Genomic DNA, 19,026 nt, shown 5'->3' with positions numbered 1-19,026 from the left:
TCAATGTCGTTTTATCCAGTTTTCAAAGAACAAGTTTTGAAGTATTTCATTCAGAAAGAATGAACCTTCAAAACTGAACGCAAAACGTAATCTTACAAACCCAAGGTTTGTATTCCGAAATAATCCTTAGAAAGGAGGTGATCCAGCCGCACCTTCCGATACGGCTACCTTGTTACGACTTCACCCCAATCATCTATCCCACCTTCGGCGGCTGGCTCCAAAAGGTTACCTCACCGACTTCGGGTGTTACAAACTCTCGTGGTGTGACGGGCGGTGTGTACAAGGCCCGGGAACGTATTCACCGCGGCATGCTGATCCGCGATTACTAGCGATTCCGGCTTCATGTAGGCGAGTTGCAGCCTACAATCCGAACTGAGAACGACTTTATCGGATTAGCTCCCTCTCGCGAGTTGGCAACCGTTTGTATCGTCCATTGTAGCACGTGTGTAGCCCAGGTCATAAGGGGCATGATGATTTGACGTCATCCCCACCTTCCTCCGGTTTGTCACCGGCAGTCACCTTAGAGTGCCCAACTAAATGATGGCAACTAAGATCAAGGGTTGCGCTCGTTGCGGGACTTAACCCAACATCTCACGACACGAGCTGACGACAACCATGCACCACCTGTCACCGTTGCCCCCGAAGGGGAAACTATATCTCTACAGTGGTCAACGGGATGTCAAGACCTGGTAAGGTTCTTCGCGTTGCTTCGAATTAAACCACATGCTCCACCGCTTGTGCGGGCCCCCGTCAATTCCTTTGAGTTTCAGTCTTGCGACCGTACTCCCCAGGCGGAGTGCTTAATGCGTTAGCTGCAGCACTAAGGGGCGGAAACCCCCTAACACTTAGCACTCATCGTTTACGGCGTGGACTACCAGGGTATCTAATCCTGTTTGCTCCCCACGCTTTCGCGCCTCAGCGTCAGTTACAGACCAGAAAGTCGCCTTCGCCACTGGTGTTCCTCCAAATCTCTACGCATTTCACCGCTACACTTGGAATTCCACTTTCCTCTTCTGCACTCAAGTCCCCCAGTTTCCAATGACCCTCCACGGTTGAGCCGTGGGCTTTCACATCAGACTTAAAGGACCGCCTGCGCGCGCTTTACGCCCAATAATTCCGGACAACGCTTGCCACCTACGTATTACCGCGGCTGCTGGCACGTAGTTAGCCGTGGCTTTCTAATAAGGTACCGTCAAGGTACAGCCAGTTACTACTGTACTTGTTCTTCCCTTACAACAGAGTTTTACGATCCGAAAACCTTCTTCACTCACGCGGCGTTGCTCCATCAGGCTTTCGCCCATTGTGGAAGATTCCCTACTGCTGCCTCCCGTAGGAGTCTGGGCCGTGTCTCAGTCCCAGTGTGGCCGATCACCCTCTCAGGTCGGCTACGCATCGTCGCCTTGGTGAGCCGTTACCTCACCAACTAGCTAATGCGCCGCGGGCCCATCCTATAGCGACAGCCGAAACCGTCTTTCAGTCTTTCACCATGAAGCAAAAGAGATTATTCGGTATTAGCCCCGGTTTCCCGGAGTTATCCCAAACTATAGGGTAGGTTGCCCACGTGTTACTCACCCGTCCGCCGCTAACGTCAAAGGAGCAAGCTCCTTTTCTGTTCGCTCGACTTGCATGTATTAGGCACGCCGCCAGCGTTCGTCCTGAGCCAGGATCAAACTCTCCATAAAAGAAATTTGATTAGCTCAAATTGTTTTGCTGGCATCATGTTTGATGTCCAAAATTGTGTTTTGTTTACTAGCAAAGCTAGCTACTTAAAACTTTATTGATTACGTTTTGCTTGTTCAGTTTTCAAGGTTCATGTTTTGTTTTGTTTTAGCGTGTCACCCTGGCGACTTGTATAATACTACACCCTTATTTTTAAAAGGTCAACACTTTTTAATAAAAAACTTTATTTTTTTTATTATCAACGGAAAACTTCCTATATTAATAACTATAAAATCTAATCACAAGCTAGTTCAATGTTAGACCATGAACTAGAAAATAATTTTATCATAATTTCCTACAAAAAAATAATAGATCTTTAAAAAAAACAAAAAACTCGGTAGAGAAACCGAGTTTTTAAAATGGGAAAAAGAACGGGATGGCTATCATCATCACAATAAACATAATAATTTGTAACGGTATCCCTATTCTTACAAAATCCATAAATTTATAGCCCCCTGCCGTCATTACCAGTGCATTCGTGGGGGAAGCAATTGGCGTAGCAAACGCCATACTTGCTGCGACTGCGACTGCAATCATAAATGTTGTGGGACTAACCTCAATGGCAATGGCAGCACTCATGGCAATGGGGGCAAACAATACAGCAGTTGCCGTATTACTAATGAATTGACCAAAAATGGCTGTCAAAATGTAAATCCCTATGAGTACACCATATGGTCCGAAACCACCTAAAGCATTAATAATACCATCAGATAAAATGGTCATGCCTCCTGTTTTTTCTAACGCTGTCGCCATTGGTAACATAGCAGCCACTAACACAATACTTTCAAAATTCATATTGCTATAGGCATCTTCCATGTTTCTCAAGCAACCTGTTAAAATCATCAGTACGGCACCAATCATCACAGAGATTACAGCAGGAAAAATTTCAAATGCCATCAAAATAATCATGAATAACATAATAATCCCCGCAATTCCAGCTTTGCCTGTAGCCGCTGCCACACTTGCGTGTTCTTTCGGCTGGCCGACAACCACGACATCCTGTGTTTCTCTTGCTAACAAAAGAATTTCATCCCATGCTCCCTGTACTAATATTGCGTCTCCAAATTTTAATTTGTGAGATACCATATCCTGAAGTTTATAACCACCCTTGCGATTAATACCAATGATATTTAGATTGTATTTTTCTCTGAAACCGAGGGAGCTAACCGTTTCATTGATAAAGCTCGAATTAGGGGTAAGCAATACCTCAGCAATACCCAGATGCTTCGATACTAACTCATCGGCTTCCCCTTCTACTAATCCTTGCATCTCAAGATGATAATCCTCAACAAAACGATGAATATCTTCTATTTCTCCTTGAACGTATAACTCATCCTTGGCATGAATGACACTAGTTGGTCCTGCCATTTCTTGATAAGTCATCGGTAATAAATTAATACCCTCCTGAGATTTACGATGAATTTTCATCATACAGAGCATATACTTAGCTGGTAGTTTTAATTCCGCTAACGATGTTTCAATAATAGGCGACTCCTCAGGAACAGAGATTTTAAATAGACGATTATTTAAATCATATTGTTTAATAATTTTTTTGGGCGAAAGTTTATAGCCTTCATTGCTTTGTGTGCGGTTTTGATCATTTGGTAATAAAATATTTCTTACAAGTACTAAATAAGTAATGCCAGCAATCATCCCCACGATGCCAATAGGAGTCACTTCAAAAAAGCCAAGTTTATTATAGCCTCGATCAACTAATAACTGACTGACAATTAAATTGGTTGGTGACGCAATCAGTGTCATCAGACCAGAAAGACTTGCTACATAGGAGAGTGGTAGTAGAAATTTAGAAGGGCTGACTTTCATACTTATTGCTATACTTACAACGATTGGCATCATTAAGGCGACAGTACCCGTATTACTCATAAATGCACCAACCGATCCTACAATAATAAGCAGTAGCACAAATAACTTCAGCTCACTATTGCCTGACCATTTTAGTAAGAGTTGCCCCGCCATGCCTGCCAGGCCCGTACGTAAAATCCCTGCACCCACGACAAATAACCCTGCAATCATTAAAACTACAGAGTTTGAAAAACCAGCTAATGCCTCCGCGGGCGTCAAAATATCCATAATGACAAATGCTAATAGTGACACAATTGCTACAAGATCTGCTCGTATTTTATTGGTCACAAATGCGAAAATTGTTGCTCCTAAAATAAGAAATGTTAATGTAAGCTGCACATTCATGAATTCCTTTCTAACATTAATCATTATTAATTATGGTCCTTTGTCAATTGTTGGGGTGACAAACGAGAGAAGTAAATTTTTTAGTTTACAAGAATCACTTTTCCTGCCCCATCCATTGCTTACGAAGCGTAGCGAGGAAGCAATGGATGGGGCAGGTCGGCTCGTTTCATTTTCTCACCCAACATATAATCCTATTTTTCTATACATGTGTCCTAATAATATTTTCGCTTTAAAGTGCTCATATTTGCGGAAGCCATAAGCATTTCGTTTGAGCACTTTTGATTTATTATTAATACCTTCTAAAAAACCATTTGAATAGTTGAATACAAAGCTATTTAAGATTTCTACCTGCCAGTTTTTTAACGTTTGTATTCGCTTTCTAAATGCAGGAATAGTTGCCTCTTCTACCTTACGGTAAAATGCTTCTAATCCATTTTTAATCTTTTGAATATCCTTTTCTTCTTTGGCCTGTGTAAACCAATGTTTATAATCTTCTTTTAACTCATATGCTTTTTTCAATTCAGGTGATAAACCAAGATAATAATTTAAATACCAACGCTCTTCCTCAGTTAATTTCGCTGAATTTTTATGTAAAACAAATCGCATTTTCTTACACTTTTTGCGATCATAGGCGTGCCATTCTTTTTGAACTTTTCTTCTGACATCATCCAAAGCCCAGTGAATATACCGACAATAATGGAACCGATCTGCTACAATAATCGGTTTCGCTAAAGCTTGATAGACAGCCGCTTTAAAGCTTCCATTCATATCCATAACGACAACTTCCACATCTTGACCGTATTTTTGTAAGTAAGCTTTTATTGTTTGTAGTCGACGATTCGGTAAAATATCAATCGGTTCATGTGTCTCCGCATTCGCTATAATCAGCTGATATTTTCCCGAATCCGTATCCGCTTTATACTCATCAATGGCAATGGCTTTTGGTAAACGAAAACCTTCAGGTAACGCTACTTTGGTTTGTTTGTAGAATCTCCGAAGTATTGTAGAAATAGATGTACCAAGTGTGATTGCAGCTTCCTTAAATGTTTTCGCTTTAACAGATTGAAGGATCATAGCTTGATTTGCCTCTTTAGAAAAACGTTGATAACGCTCGATAAATGGAGCTTTTTCGGAAAAACGCTTTCCGCAAGTACAACGATAGCGACGACCTTTATACATCAATATCGTTAAACGTCCCCACATTGGAAGATGTCCAATCTTACGCATTCGATAATCATGAATTTTCGTTGTGTTTTTACCACATTCGGGACAAATATGTTCCTTTATAGGCATTGAAATATACAGCAAAATGCGATTCTCTTGTTCGATAATTTCCTCAATCTTTACTCCTTTAAATCCTGGTAATTCCATGTTAAAATTCATACAGCACAACTCCCCTTTACTAACTTGTTTCTCAACAATTCAAGTATAGTAAAATAGGTGATGTTGTGCATTTTTATTTTAGAAATTGTTTAAAAACCCCAACATTTATTATAGAACCTTAATTATTGACAGCAAAAAAATTGTATACCATTGCTATTTTTATTATAGCTTACGCTGAGGCCTATATGATAAAATTCACCATCTTTTCAAAATTAAAATAAGTGTGGTAGTCATCCACACTTATAATTGTAGCTTCACTATTTTATTTTTGATAAAGATGATGTTCTTTAATATAGTTGTAACAAGCAGTAGGCAAGAGGTATCTTGGTTCTCCCCCCATTGCAAATTCTTCTCGAATATAGGTAGAGCTAATTTCCATCGCTAGCCCTTTATCGATAAGGTGAAATCTTCCATCATCATTATTTCTTAAAATGGGGGAACGACTAATGGTTGATAGCATATCGATGCCATGTCGTGCCATTACAATAAATTTATTCTCCGCTACTAATGCGTCACCCTTTTTCCATAACCCTGCACCAATATCCACTAATAAATCAGCACCCATAATAAAATGTATCTCATCCTCTGGGTTCTTCTCTCTAAAGTATTTCATGGTGTCATATGTGTAAATATTCCAGCCTTCTTGATCCATCTCATAGGAATCTGCAATAAAACGATCGTCCTTAGCTATGGCTAACTGAAGCATATTCCAACGATGTGTATCAGCTGTTTTGATGGTTTTATCTTTGCGTTTATTTGAACAAGGCAAAAAAATAACCTTATCTAACTTACACCGATGTGCGACAGTGCTTGCTGTCCAAAGATGGACATTGGTAATAGGATCAAATGATGAACCATAAATGCCTATTCTCGCCATCGTCTCTACCTCCTACAATTTTCTTTTAAATACGTTGTGAGACCTTTTCTTTTATCGCCTGTATGCATGCCATTTTATTGTCCCAACATGCTTGACTTAAATCGACTGGATATTCTTCAGGATTCATTGTTCGCTTATATTCGCACCACAATAAATGTAAGTTTTCCTTTACATATTTTTGTGTTTCTTGAATAGTTGGCTCCTTATAAACAATATTTCCGTTTTCTACGATACTTTCATGTAACTCTTTTGCCGTAAAATTTGTAACAAATTTACTAATATACGTATGAATAGGGTGGAACATTTTCAATCTTTCTTCTTGCTGTATGTTTTCATTATCTAACGCAATATAATCTCCTTCAGCATGACCATTCTCTGCATTAATAATACGGTAAACGCGTTTACGTCCAGGTGTAGTCACTTTCTCAGGATTTGCTGAAATTTTAATGGTATCAACCAGTTCTCCACTTTCGTTTTCTATCGCAACTAATTTATATACTCCACCAAGAGCTGCTTGATCATAGGCTGTAATCAGCTTAGTTCCGATTCCCCAAGCATCAATTTGCGCTCCTTGCGACTTTAAATGCATGATTGTATATTCATCCAAGTCATTCGAAGCCATTATTTTAGCTGCTGTAAATCCTGCTTCATCTAGCATTTTCCTTGCTTGTTTTGAGAGATAGGCTAAATCTCCACTGTCTAAACGGATACCAATAAAATTAATTTGATTCCCTAGCTCCTTCGCTACGCGGATAGCATTAGGAACACCAGAACGTAGTGTGTCATAAGTATCTACTAGAAAAACACAGTCTTTATGTGCTGCTGCGTATTTTTTAAACGCAGTATATTCATCTCGATAGGTTTGAATCATCGCATGGGCATGTGTTCCTGACACAGGAATACCGAATAATTTTCCTGCTCTTACATTGCTTGTTGCAGAGAATCCACCTATATAAGCAGCACGCGTTCCCCAAATAGCAGCATCAAATTCATGTGCACGGCGGGTTCCAAATTCCATTACAACATCCTCACCCGTCACTTGCTTGATACGTGAAGCTTTTGTCGCAATCAGGGTTTGGTAATTAACGATATTTAACAACGGCGTTTCAATTAATTGGGCTTCGGCTAATGGTGCCTCAATTCGCAGGATAGGCTCGTTAGCAAAGACAAGTTCTCCCTCTCTCATCCCTTTAATTGTCCCTGTAAATTTAAGTTCTTTTAGGTATTCAAGAAATTCCTCAGGATACTTCCCCTCTTCTCGTAAATATTGAATATCACTTTGAGAGAAACCAAAGTTATTAATAAACTCAATCACTTTTTTCAATCCAGCGAAAACTCCATAGCCATTGCCAAATGGAAGCTTTCTAAAATATAGTTCGAAAACAGCTTTACGTTGATGAACACCATCTTGCCAATACGTTTGAACCATATTAATTTGGTATAGGTCTGTGTGTAACATGAAACTATCATCTACATATTTCATATTTCCTCCTCCATTCATGTCAAATAATAGTGGCACCTAGAGTATGCTCGAAATGATTTAATGCCCACTCATGTCCAGCTTGATTAAAGGATGCGACAGCATTTTTATGAATGACGATATCGAACCCTTTATTATAAGCATCTACTGCTGTATGAAGAACACAGATATCTGTACAAACGCCGATTAAATGTAGCTCAGTAATTCCTCTTTCACGCAATTTCAATTCTAAATCTGTTCCTGCAAAAGAAGAATAACGCGTTTTATCAATGTAATAGACGTGATCTTGGTCTTTATTTTCTTCATATAATGAGTTTAATGCACCATATAACTCTCTACCTTCTGTATGACGAATATTATGAGGTGGGAATAGCTTAGTTTCTGGATGATAAACATCTCCCTTTTCATGAACATCTACCGCAAATACAGTAAAATCACCACTCTTAATAAACTCCTTTGTTAAATCAACATTTGCATGTTCGAGCAGCTGCCCAGGTTCTCCACAAGTAAGAGCCCCATCCGTCGCAACAAAATCCACTGTATAATCAATATTAATTAATGCACGCTTTTTCATCATTTCATCACTCCTATTTTTTAATTAGTAATTTTTAAATTACAAATTACATTCTTTAAAATAATCAGGAAAGAAAGCTCTTTCCTAATGATAAATGGACTCCACGATTTCAAAATCATTGAATGTATAAAGTTGTGAAGGCCTAAATGAATTTCGTTTCGTTTTCTTTGGTTTACCTTCTTCATCCAATGCTTTTTCGATAAAGGGTAATTTCGGTGCTTTTGTAAAGAATACAGAATCATTAGAGATTCGTGGATCTTCTCCAACTGTTAGAAGTACTCGTTGCAACTCTGACAATGTAAACTCTTGTGGTAAAAAGTTTTTAGCAACAGTTGTCTGTATCATATCCCTTTTAATAAAATGCAACGCATCGGAAATGATTTTTCGGTGATCGAAAGCTAATGGAAGCGTAAATACACTTTCTATATCAAACAGTTCTACATCGTCTGCATCATCATTCGCTTGACGTTGCTCAATATATGTCTCAGGAACAATGGCATAAAATGCATTCGAAATCATCCAACCACGTGGATCTCGATCGATCTCATCATAAACACCAAAATGTTGAACATGTAAACCTTCTACATTTGTCTCTTCTTTTAATTCTCTCTTTGCTGCCATGAAGGCCGTTTCTTTTTGATTGGCATCTACAAAGCCTCCTGGAAGTGCCCATTTCCCTCCTTCAATATTGGGATTACCTTCAGCATCCTTAATAGCACGCTTAATCAACATAATCTTTAGCGTCATGTTTGGCGGTGCCTTATCCTCTGTTTTCTCTGAGGTAATTGTAAAAATGGCAATATCTGCGGTATATCCATCAGGTGTTTGATATTTTGAAGAATCATAATGTGCAAGCACTTCTTCTTCAGTACGGAATTTTGTCATTGTATAACCCCTTCTATAATTCCAAGGTTCTAGTAATTTGTAATTCACTAATTACTATTTATTAAAATTATAATCTTTCTTCAAAGCTTTTGCAACTGATTTATAAAAAAAGCATAAATAAAGCAACTCTGCCTTATTTATGCCCATTCTTATTATTGATCTTTCAGCAAAATTCCGTTTTGTACAACAACTTGCCCATTTTTGATTACCGTATGTGTATGGTTCATACCGTAGAAGTATTGCAGCTGCTTGTAGTTCTCTACATCAAGGATCAGTACATCCGCTTTTTTATGTGCTTCAAGGGAACCAACTTGCTCTCCTCGATTCAGTGCATATGCCGCATTAATTGTTGTTGCCGTTAATACTTCCTCCAATGTCATACCCATATGCATACAAGCTAAATTCATAATAAAAGGTAGACTCATTGTCGGGGATGATCCAGGATTAAAGTCTGTTGATATCGCTACAGGTACTCCCTCGTCAATCATAAGCCGCCCTCTTGCGTAAGGTGCACGTAAAAAGAATGCGGTACCTGGCAGCAATACAGCAATCGTACCCGCTTCAGCCATTTTTCGAATTCCCTCATCAGAAGCAACTAACAAATGCTCTGCCGAAATGGCCCCTACTTCGGCAGCAAGCTCGGCGCCTTGATACGGCTCGATTTCATCCGCATGTATTTTCGGTGTTAAGCCAAGTGCTTTTCCAGCCTCTAAAATGCGTCGGGATTGTTCGGGTGTAAAGACGCCTTTTTCACAAAATACATCATTAAATTCAGCCAACTCTAGTTCCGCTACTTTTGGCAGCATCTCTTGGACCACAACTTCCACAAATTCATCCTCACGCCCCTTATAATCACGAGGAACTGCATGGGCTCCCATAAACGTGCTGATGACATCAATATGATGTGCAGCTTGTAATTCTTTTGCGACCTCTAGCTGTTTCTTTTCCGTTTCCCAGTCTAAGCCATAGCCTGATTTTGCTTCAACTGTTGTTACACCATGCTTTAAAAATACATCTAAATGCTGCATCGTCTTTTCATATAATTCGTTAAAGCTTGTTTCTCGTGTACGCTTTGTTGTAGCATGAATGCCACCTCCTGCATTCATGATTTCCATATAGGTAGAACCATTTAGTCTCATATTAAACTCATGCTCGCGTGTTCCACCATGCACTAAATGTGTATGACAATCCACTAAGCCAGGCATAACAATCTTACCAGTAGCATCAATCGTTTCTGCTTTCTTTATTATTTCTGGGAAGTCGGCTTTTAGTTGCTCATAAGCTCCTACTGCTACAATACGCTCTTCCTCAATTAGAACACTGCCATTTTCTATTACTGCAATTTCCTGCATTTGTTCTTTTGTACGTGGTCCTTGTGCATTACTTTTCAAGGTAATTACTTCATTTGCATTTTTTATTAGAATGGTCACTTCGCATCACCCTTTAACATTGGTATATGGACACCTTTGTTTTTTGCTGTATTGATAGCAATATCGTAGCCTGCATCAGCATGACGAGCAACACCCATTCCAGGGTCTGAAACTAATACACGTGCAATTTTTTCAGCAGCAAGCTCTGATCCATCTGCTACTAAGACTTGACCTGCATGCTGTGAATAACCCATTCCTACACCACCACCATGGTGTACGCTTACCCAGCTTGCACCACTAGCAGTATTAACAAGAGCATTTAAAATCGGCCAATCCGATACCGCATCTGAACCATCTAGCATCCCTTCTGTTTCACGATTTGGTGATGCTACAGAACCTGAATCTAAGTGATCACGACCAAAGACAATCGGTGCTGATAATTCACCACTTGCAACCATTTCATTTACCTTTAATGCAAAACGATGACGATCACCATAGCCTAACCAGCAAATGCGTGCAGGTAACCCTTGCCATTTCACCATTTTTTGTGCCATATCAATCCAATTGACAAGACCCTCATCTTCAGCGAACATCTCTTTCGCCAGTGCATCTGTTTTATAAATGTCCTCAGGATTTCCTGAAAGCGCTGCCCAACGGAATGGGCCCTTTCCTTCACAGAATAACGGACGAATATACGCTGGTACAAAGCCTGGGAAATCAAAGGCATTTGTCACACCCATCTCTTTGGCATAGGCGCGAATGTTATTCCCATAATCAAATACTTCTGCGCCTGCCTCTTGGAACTCTAGCATTGTACGAACATGCTCTGCCATTGTTTCTTTTGCTTTACGCTCATATGTTTTTACATCCTCTTTGCGAAGTTTTAGCGCTTCTTCAAAGGTCATGCCATTTGGTACATAGCCATTAATCGGATCATGTGCAGATGTTTGGTCTGTCACAAAATCTGGAATAATTCCACGATTCAACAGCTCACGATTAACATCAGCACAGTTACCAACAAGACCAATGGATGCTGGCTCATTTTGGTCACGTAATTTATTAACTAATGCAATCGCTTCATCTACAGTTTCTACAATATAATCACAGTAGCCTTCTTTGATTTTACGTTCAATGCGAGCACGATCCACTTCAACAACTAAGATTACAGCACCTGCCATTTTCCCTGCTAATGGCTGTGCACCACTCATTCCGCCCATACCACCTGTAAGAATGAATTTACCACGTAAATCAGCAGTGCCAAATACCTTTTTGCCTGCTTCTACAAAGGACAGATAAGTGCCTTGTAAAATACCTTGAGCGCCAATATAAATCCAGCTCCCAGCAGTCATTTGACCATACATCATTAAATCCCTTTCTTCTAATTCATAAAAGTGATCCCAATTTGCCCATGCTGGTACAAGGTTTGAATTGGCAATCAGCACTCGAGGGGAATGCTCATGTGTACGGAATACGGCTACTGGCTTTCCAGATTGGATTAAAAGAGTCTCATCATTCTCTAATTCTTTCAAAGATGCAATGATTTGTTCATAGCTTTCCCAGTTACGAGCAGCCTTGCCAATCCCCCCATAAACAATCAGTTCATCTGGATTCTCTGCCACCTCTGGATCAAGATTGTTCATTAACATACGCATTGCTGCTTCCTGTGTCCATCCCTTACATGTTAGTTCATTTCCACGTGGTGCACGAATATCTGTCTTAAATACCATTAAAAACACGCTCCTTTTCCTATTAAAAAAATGTGAATGTTGCTGTCTAAAGCTATTAATAACTGAATATTCAGACTTAAATACATATAAATATTTTCAAAGCAGAGGCTACTCGGTGTATAAACCGAGCGACGCCTTTGCTCTTTCATATCAAAACTTAAACCAATTTACACATACTCATTTACTAAATCATTACTTGATAGTAAATATTTCGCCAATGCTTCAATTTCATCGCCAATTGGTTGATCGGCTAGTAATGGTGGACAAAATTCACGCACTTTCTTTAAGAATTTACTTGTAGTAGGAGACAATTGCTCTTCTGCCTTGTCTAAATGAATAGCCTGTGATGCACAAATTAATTCGATTGCTAGAACGCGAGCAGCGTTGTGAACAATTTGACGTACTTGACGTGCCGAAGTTGTTCCCATACTTACATGATCCTCTTGGTTTCCTGATGTAGGAATAGAATCCACACTAGAAGGATGTGCTAAAACTTTATTTTCTGAGACAATAGAGGCTGCTGTATATTGAGCAATCATAAGTCCACATTCAATCCCAGGGTTTGTTGCTAGGAATGGTGGCAGCCCTTCATTAAGTTGAGGGTTTACCATACGTTCTGTACGGCGTTCTGAAATATTGGCCCATTCACATACACCTATTTTCAAAAAGTCCATTGCTAAGGCTATTGGCTGTCCATGGAAATGCCCACCCGATAATACCTCCCCGCTTTCTAAAACGATTGGGTTATCAGTTGTTGCATTCATTTCAGTTTGAACACGATCCTGTGCATAGAAAAATGACTGCCAAGAAGCTCCATGTACTTGCGGTATACAACGTAATGAATAAGCATCCTGCATGCGAATTTCACCCTGCTTTGTCAAACGTTTACTGCCATCGAGCCACTTACGAATACGCCCTCCCACAAGTTCTAACTCTGGATGTGGTCTTACTGCTAAAAGTGCTGGATCAAATGCTGAGGTAATACCCTTTAAAGCTTCCAGTGTTAAGCTAGCAGCCATATCCGCTGCAAGACCAATTCGTTCAGCTTCATTGACCGTTAATACACCTATACCCGTCATAGCTTGTGTACCGTTAACTAATGCTAGCCCCTCTTTAGCTTGAAGTCTAACAGGGGTTAATCCAGCTTGTTTTAGCGCCTCACTACCACTCATGATTTCTCCGTTAAACTCAGCCTTTCCTTCACCCACTAACACTAATGCCAAATGTGATAAAGGCGCTAAATCACCACTTGCTCCAACCGAACCTTGTGACGGAACAATTGGGTGAACACCTTTATTAATAAAATTCAATAGTAGTTGGACAGTTTCCTCACGAATGCCAGAAAATCCTCTGGCTAAAGCATTGGCACGTAACACCATCATTGCACGTACAACATCTGTTGGGAATGGTTCACCAACACCTGTTGCATCTGACCGTAATAAATTTAACTGCAATAGCTCAATGTCTTCTTCTTCAATTTTTATATTGCTGAGTTTACCAAACCCTGTATTCACACCATAAATTGTTTGTCCTTCAGCTAAACGCTTTTCGATACGCTCTCTACTTAAACGAATACGTTCTAAACTCTCTGTAGCAAGTGCAACTGTTGCTTGCCCCTTCACGATTTCCTCAATTTGTTGTCTTGTTAATGTATTGCCATCAAGTTCGATGATTGACTTCACATGACATCCCCCTATTCCCTATATGGCTATGTAAATAAATTCTCTTCATTCAAATTTTCGTAATATAAAAACATCAGTATCAAACTTATTAAGCGTTTTCATAACAAAAGTTGGCTTCTGCTGATGATCAATTACTCTATTTACATTGTACTAACTACCTTTTTCAGAATATAGAGAATTTTAATAGAGAAAACAAGACTTTTTTCAGATTACTATGTTATTTTTATTAATATAATCGTACTTTTATATGAAACTAGAATATTTTAAGAAAGGCTGATGGTATGAAGCTGTTATTAATTGATCGCGATCCAACCGACCTAGCAGGAATAAAATGGTTTTTACATACATATTTCCCAGGGGATGTTTTTATTGAAATGTGCACAAGTATTTCAGAGGTGTCTCATAGCATTAAACAATTTGAACCTGATGCCATACTGTTAAATATCGATATTATTCCCTAATAATCGCTTAGCAGCTCTTTATCGCGATATACAAAAGCTTTCTGGTGCCATTTTAGCAATGACAACTGAGCCATTATTTAAAAATGCTTTGAAGGCAATTGATTTACAAGTTGCTCATCTTTTTGTGAAGCCTATTGATTTAGAGCTACTAAAGAAAAAACTCACAACCATTTCTCTTCGCACACCACAGATTACAGAAGATGCTCAAGAGACTACAAACGATTCCTTTTATAATCAATTATTTTTAGATAATAAATCTAGTTCAATTGAGACAACGATACATTTCACAATGATTGAACCCGAGCATACAGAAACCTTCAATAAGCTTTACTATTGGCTTCAACAAACACCGATTCACTTCCATATGAAAACATATCCTCTATCTAATAGCATCGTATGTCTTTTTCAAACAAATGATATAAGGATTGTAGAAAAAGATGTACGTACACTTATGAAGGAATGGCGTGTGATTAGTAATAGTTCTTTAAATATTGGGATATATGATGGAACACCTACAACCATTAAAAATATGTATACATTAACAAAGCGTGCACTACATCAAAGTTTTTACGAAGGCTTTGGCCATATTTTTTATGCGAGCAAACAATATGAAACTCAGCCCTTTGACCCCTTACTAACACCAGAAGAACAACAATTACTAATAAGTAGTTTGGAAGATGGAAACCTAGAGGCCGTTAAAACATTTTTATATCGGCTTTCTAATGAAGGCATATATTATGAGCAAGATGATTTACGCATTCATCTGACGAGTGTCTTAGCACAAATTAGACGCTTTATGCTGAAATATAAATTACATGAAAAAGCGGTTATCGAACAAAACTACCGTCAGCTATTTCACTTAATCATTGAGCATCCTATATTTTATACGATACTCAATGGGATTATTTCTTTCACGCAGACATTAATTGAGTTAGCAAGGGAAGCTAGAATAGAGAAACGAGCTGACTATGTTGAACTAGCTATAGAAGTAATTGATCAACAATTTAAAGATAGCGCACTGTCTCTTCCCTTTGTCGCTCATAAGCTTGGAATAAGCCCCAATTATTTAAGTACGATTTTCTCAAAAAAACAAGGCTTGCCATTTAAGCGCTATTTACAGCAAGTAAGAATTCATCACGCCACAAAAATGCTGCTAGAAACAGATTTTGCTATTAGTGAAATCGCTCATTTAAACGGTTTTGATGACCCAAATTATTTCATAAAATTATTTAAGCAACAAATTGGTATTACGCCTAACCGATATAGAAAAAATTAAAAGCTTGATTAAAATAATTTTCAATTAGTTCATTTTATTTTCAATAAAGATTTTTATCATACTGTCATTATCTTGATCTTAATGTGACAATTATCTATAAAATTGAGATTAAATAAAATAAATTAAAGCTAAAAACTATGTATAATTCGCATGTCTAGCGCATATATTTATAGTTTGTACTTAAATATAAAAATTCTTTAACGATAATTATTATAATGTACTAGCAATTCTATTTTATATTTGTTATAGTTATAGACGAAGAGTTTGACTCACATTTTTTTCAGGAGGTAAACTAATATGACAAACGCAAATGATCGTAGCCGTCGATTTACAACAGCAGGTGGTGCTCCAGTAGTAAGTAACCATGACTCTATGTCAGCAGGTCCACGTGGCCCTCTTTTACTTCAAGATGTATGGTTAGTTGAAAAATTAGCAAATTTCAATCGTGAAGTAATTCCAGAACGTCGTATGCACGCAAAAGGCTCTGGTGCATTTGGTACTTTTACTGTAACGCATGATATTTCACAATATACAAAAGCGAAAATCTTCTCAGAGATCGGCAAGAAAACTGAAATGTTCGCACGTTTCTCTACAGTAGCTGGTGAGCGTGGTGCAGCAGATGCAGAGCGAGATATTCGTGGCTTTGCCCTTAAATTCTATACAGAAGATGGAAACTGGGATTTAGTAGGGAACAATACACCTGTATTCTTCTTCCGCGACCCATTACACTTTACAGATTTAAACCACGTGGTAAAACGTGACCCACGTACAAATATGAAAAATGCCAACTCTAACTGGGATTTCTGGACTTCATTACCTGAAGCACTTCATCAAGTGACAATTGTTATGTCTGACCGTGGTATTCCAGCTGGTTACCGCAATATGCACGGATTTGGTTCTCATACGTATAGCTTTATCAATGCTAATAATGAGCGTGTGTGGGTTAAATTCCACTTCCGTACAGAGCAAGGCATTAAGAACCTAACTGGTGCTGAGGCTAATGAGATTATTGGTCAAGACCGTGAATCTTCACAACGTGATTTATATGAAGCCATTGAAAAAGGCGATTTCCCTAAATGGAAAATGTACATTCAGGTAATGACAGAGGAGCAAGCGCGTGAGCTACCATACAACCCATTTGATTTAACAAAGGTATGGTATAAAAAAGACTTCCCATTAATTCCTGTAGGTGAGTTCGAGTTAAACAAAAACCCGGACAACTACTTTGCAGAAGTTGAACAAGCTGCATTTGCACCATCTAACATTGTTCCTGGCATCAGCTTCTCACCAGATAAAATGCTACAAGGTCGTATCTTTGCATATGCGGATGCACAACGCTATCGTCTTGGTGTAAACCACTATATGCTTCCTGTCAACGCACCAAAATGTCCATTCCGTACTTTCCACCGCGATGGAGCAATGCGCTTTGATGGCAATCTTGGTTCGACATTAAGCTATGAACCAAATAGCTATGGCGAGTGGGAGCATAATTTAGATCATAAAGAGCCTGAATTACGCATTGATGGTCATGCAGGTATTCATGATTTCCGTGAAGACGATAATAATTACTTTGAGCAACCAGGTAAACTATTCCGTCTATTGACTGCGGAAGAGCAACAACGCTTATTTGAAAATACAGCGAATGATATGGCTTCTGTTGAAGAATTTATCAAACGCCGTCACATCCTTCACTGCTATCTAGCCGACCCAGCATATGGTGAAGGTGTAGCAAAAGCGATGGGTCTTTCATTAGAAGGTATGGACCTTACAAACCCATATGTAAAACAACCAACAAACGTTTAATATCCACTTAATTATTGATATCCAAATCCAACTTATACTCCATGTGAATCCACTATTCACATGGAGTTTTTTGATAAAGAAAAGGCCTATGTCTATATTTTGAACTGAACCCTATTTTGTAGACAGTTTAATAAAAAGGGATTTAGTTGTTCTTAAGCTGCGATCAGATGACTTCGGTAATTTGCCGGAGTCATCTTTTTTAATGTCCATTGCTTTCTTGTATGGTTGTAATGATTCATATAGTCTACGACAAGTGTATGTAATTCCGCAAAACTTTCTGCCTCCTTGTAATCTACCTCATCCTTAAAATGCCCAAAGAACGATTCCATTGGCGCATTATCGAGGCAGTTCCCACGACGTGACATCGACTGTTTCAGCCCCATTTCTTTCACAAGTTGCTGAAATTCCGGATGTGTATAATGGAAACCTTGATCTGAATGAATGATGGCTTCTGGATGGAGGTTTCCATCTAAATGAATGTTTAATTGTTCAAGCGTCTCATAAACAATGGACATCTTAAGGGTTGTTGATAACACATAGGCAACGATTTCTCGTGTCGCGACATCTTTTACACAGGATAAATAGGCCGTTTGACCACCTCTATATTGTAAGTACGTAATATCGGTTAAGAATACTTTTCCTGGCTCATCTTGGTTGAACTCACGGTTTAAATGATTCGGAATACGGCGGTGTGCCTCTGTTGCTTTTTCTAAGTGGCGATATGGGTTCGCACGGCGAATTTTAGCGTATAAATTGAATTTACGCATCAGACGAAGAATCTTTTTGTGATTTATTGGTTGGTCTAATATATCCACTAACGCCATATAAAATCCACGATAGCCAATCTTTCCTTTCGCTTGATCATAAATCGATTTTAATAGTAAGTAATCTTGATAATCCGATTCTTCACGTAGTGCATCCTTTTGCGTATTTTGAAGCCATTTATAGTAACCACTTGGGCTGACATTCGCTACTTGACATAAATAGCGTGTCATGTTTTTGAGTTGATACATACGAATCGTTTCGTTGATTGCTTGGTATTTTTCTCGAGGTTTTAGAAACGTTTCTTCTTCGCCTGCCTTTCCATTTCGTCGAGCTTTTTTAGGAGCGTTAATTCTGCTTCTAGTAGTCGAATACGTGCTTCGGCTTTCTCTAATTTTTTGTCCGCTGCTAATTTTTCGGCACGAGGGCGACCTGTGCTGCCTTTCCCTCGACGCTCTTCTAGAAATCCTTGTTCACCTTGTGTTTTATAGGTAGCCTTCCAACGCCCCAATGAACTTTGAGCTTTTTTAATTCCGATCATTTCTAAATCAAAACCCGCCTCCTGAAAAATTTGGACAGGACCTTTTCCAGCTAGATTTTCTTGAACAGCCTTTAATTTAAAGTCCGCTGTATATTGAATAGAGCGATCCGAAACAGACGCCACGTTTGGATTCTCTTCAATTTGTCTACGTTGATGGTCATTAAAAATAATTTTACTCATGATGTTCTCCTGTTCTTCAATCGTATGGTCAGTATAACGGGATTTTTCGGTGATGAAAATAGAAAAACCCCGAATAGGTCCACTTTTTTTAAGTGTCC

Annotated in this window: 14 protein-coding genes and 1 rRNA gene; 3 read left to right on the top strand and 12 right to left on the bottom strand. The window is 38.9% G+C overall.

Annotated features, from left to right (window positions below):
• Window positions 1-130 precede the first annotated feature (130 nt).
• The 10 genes from MHB39_RS01330 to hutH all read right to left on the bottom strand — a co-directional run bounded on the left by MHB39_RS01330 (window position 131) and on the right by hutH (window position 13,896).
• Window positions 131-1,682 (bottom strand): 16S ribosomal RNA (locus MHB39_RS01330).
• A gap of 391 nt (window positions 1,683-2,073) precedes the next feature.
• Window positions 2,074-3,927 carry an SLC13 family permease gene (locus MHB39_RS01325; RefSeq protein ID WP_342546879.1) on the bottom strand — a complete coding sequence of 618 codons (1,854 nt, stop codon included), beginning with the start codon at window positions 3,925-3,927 and terminating at the stop codon, window positions 2,074-2,076.
• A gap of 174 nt (window positions 3,928-4,101) precedes the next feature.
• On the bottom strand, window positions 4,102-5,310 hold the full coding sequence (locus MHB39_RS01320) for an ISL3 family transposase (protein WP_342545650.1): 1,209 nt from the start codon (window positions 5,308-5,310) through the stop codon (window positions 4,102-4,104).
• Between the two features lie 262 nt (window positions 5,311-5,572).
• The gene (gene nadD / locus MHB39_RS01315) at window positions 5,573-6,187 is read right to left on the bottom strand and encodes a nicotinate-nucleotide adenylyltransferase (protein ID WP_036075981.1); all 615 of its coding nucleotides are present in this window, start codon (window positions 6,185-6,187) and stop codon (window positions 5,573-5,575) included.
• 25 nt (window positions 6,188-6,212) lie between these two features.
• Window positions 6,213-7,670, bottom strand: a complete 1,458-nt coding sequence (locus MHB39_RS01310; RefSeq protein ID WP_258859412.1) for a nicotinate phosphoribosyltransferase — start codon at window positions 7,668-7,670, stop codon at window positions 6,213-6,215.
• A 19-nt stretch (window positions 7,671-7,689) separates the two neighbouring features.
• Window positions 7,690-8,244 carry an isochorismatase family cysteine hydrolase gene (locus tag MHB39_RS01305; RefSeq protein WP_312126621.1) on the bottom strand — a complete coding sequence of 185 codons (555 nt, stop codon included), beginning with the start codon at window positions 8,242-8,244 and terminating at the stop codon, window positions 7,690-7,692.
• Window positions 8,245-8,325: 81 nt separating this feature from the next.
• Complete coding sequence (locus tag MHB39_RS01300) at window positions 8,326-9,126, bottom strand: NUDIX domain-containing protein (RefSeq protein ID WP_036075977.1); 801 nt, start codon at window positions 9,124-9,126, stop codon at window positions 8,326-8,328.
• Between the two features lie 152 nt (window positions 9,127-9,278).
• Window positions 9,279-10,556 carry an imidazolonepropionase gene (gene hutI, locus MHB39_RS01295; protein WP_312126619.1) on the bottom strand — a complete coding sequence of 426 codons (1,278 nt, stop codon included), beginning with the start codon at window positions 10,554-10,556 and terminating at the stop codon, window positions 9,279-9,281.
• Window positions 10,553-12,223: a urocanate hydratase gene (gene hutU, locus MHB39_RS01290; protein ID WP_016993652.1), complete on the bottom strand. Its 1,671-nt coding sequence runs from the start codon at window positions 12,221-12,223 to the stop codon at window positions 10,553-10,555. Before hutU ends, hutI begins: the two co-directional genes overlap by 4 nt.
• A 167-nt stretch (window positions 12,224-12,390) precedes the next feature.
• Complete coding sequence (hutH, locus tag MHB39_RS01285) at window positions 12,391-13,896, bottom strand: histidine ammonia-lyase (protein WP_342546877.1); 1,506 nt, start codon at window positions 13,894-13,896, stop codon at window positions 12,391-12,393.
• A gap of 290 nt (window positions 13,897-14,186) precedes the next feature.
• Between hutH and MHB39_RS01280 the strand changes: the two genes are divergently transcribed.
• The 3 genes from MHB39_RS01280 to MHB39_RS01270 all read left to right on the top strand — a co-directional run bounded on the left by MHB39_RS01280 (window position 14,187) and on the right by MHB39_RS01270 (window position 17,445).
• On the top strand, window positions 14,187-14,366 hold the full coding sequence (locus tag MHB39_RS01280; RefSeq protein WP_342545646.1) for a hypothetical protein: 180 nt from the start codon (window positions 14,187-14,189) through the stop codon (window positions 14,364-14,366).
• Window positions 14,367-14,424: 58 nt separating this feature from the next.
• On the top strand, window positions 14,425-15,642 hold the full coding sequence (locus MHB39_RS01275; RefSeq protein WP_342545645.1) for a helix-turn-helix transcriptional regulator: 1,218 nt from the start codon (window positions 14,425-14,427) through the stop codon (window positions 15,640-15,642).
• Between the two features lie 297 nt (window positions 15,643-15,939).
• Window positions 15,940-17,445 carry a catalase gene (locus MHB39_RS01270; protein WP_016993654.1) on the top strand — a complete coding sequence of 502 codons (1,506 nt, stop codon included), beginning with the start codon at window positions 15,940-15,942 and terminating at the stop codon, window positions 17,443-17,445.
• A 152-nt stretch (window positions 17,446-17,597) separates the two neighbouring features.
• Here MHB39_RS01270 and MHB39_RS01265 read toward each other — a convergent pair whose 3' ends face one another.
• The gene (locus MHB39_RS01265; protein ID WP_339281000.1) at window positions 17,598-18,560 is read right to left on the bottom strand and encodes an IS3 family transposase; all 963 of its coding nucleotides are present in this window, start codon (window positions 18,558-18,560) and stop codon (window positions 17,598-17,600) included.
• Window positions 18,500-18,928 (bottom strand): hypothetical protein, encoded by a 429-nt coding sequence (locus MHB39_RS01260; RefSeq protein WP_333007006.1) that lies wholly within the window; start codon window positions 18,926-18,928, stop codon window positions 18,500-18,502. Before MHB39_RS01260 ends, MHB39_RS01265 begins: the two co-directional genes overlap by 61 nt.
• Between the last annotated feature and the right edge of the window lie 98 nt (window positions 18,929-19,026).

It is taken from the genome of Lysinibacillus sp. FSL K6-4013, assembly GCF_038630435.1.
In the GTDB taxonomy this organism is placed as follows: Bacteria; Bacillota; Bacilli; order Bacillales_A; family Planococcaceae; genus Lysinibacillus; species Lysinibacillus boronitolerans.
This window is presented reverse-complemented; position numbering and strand designations above follow the sequence as displayed.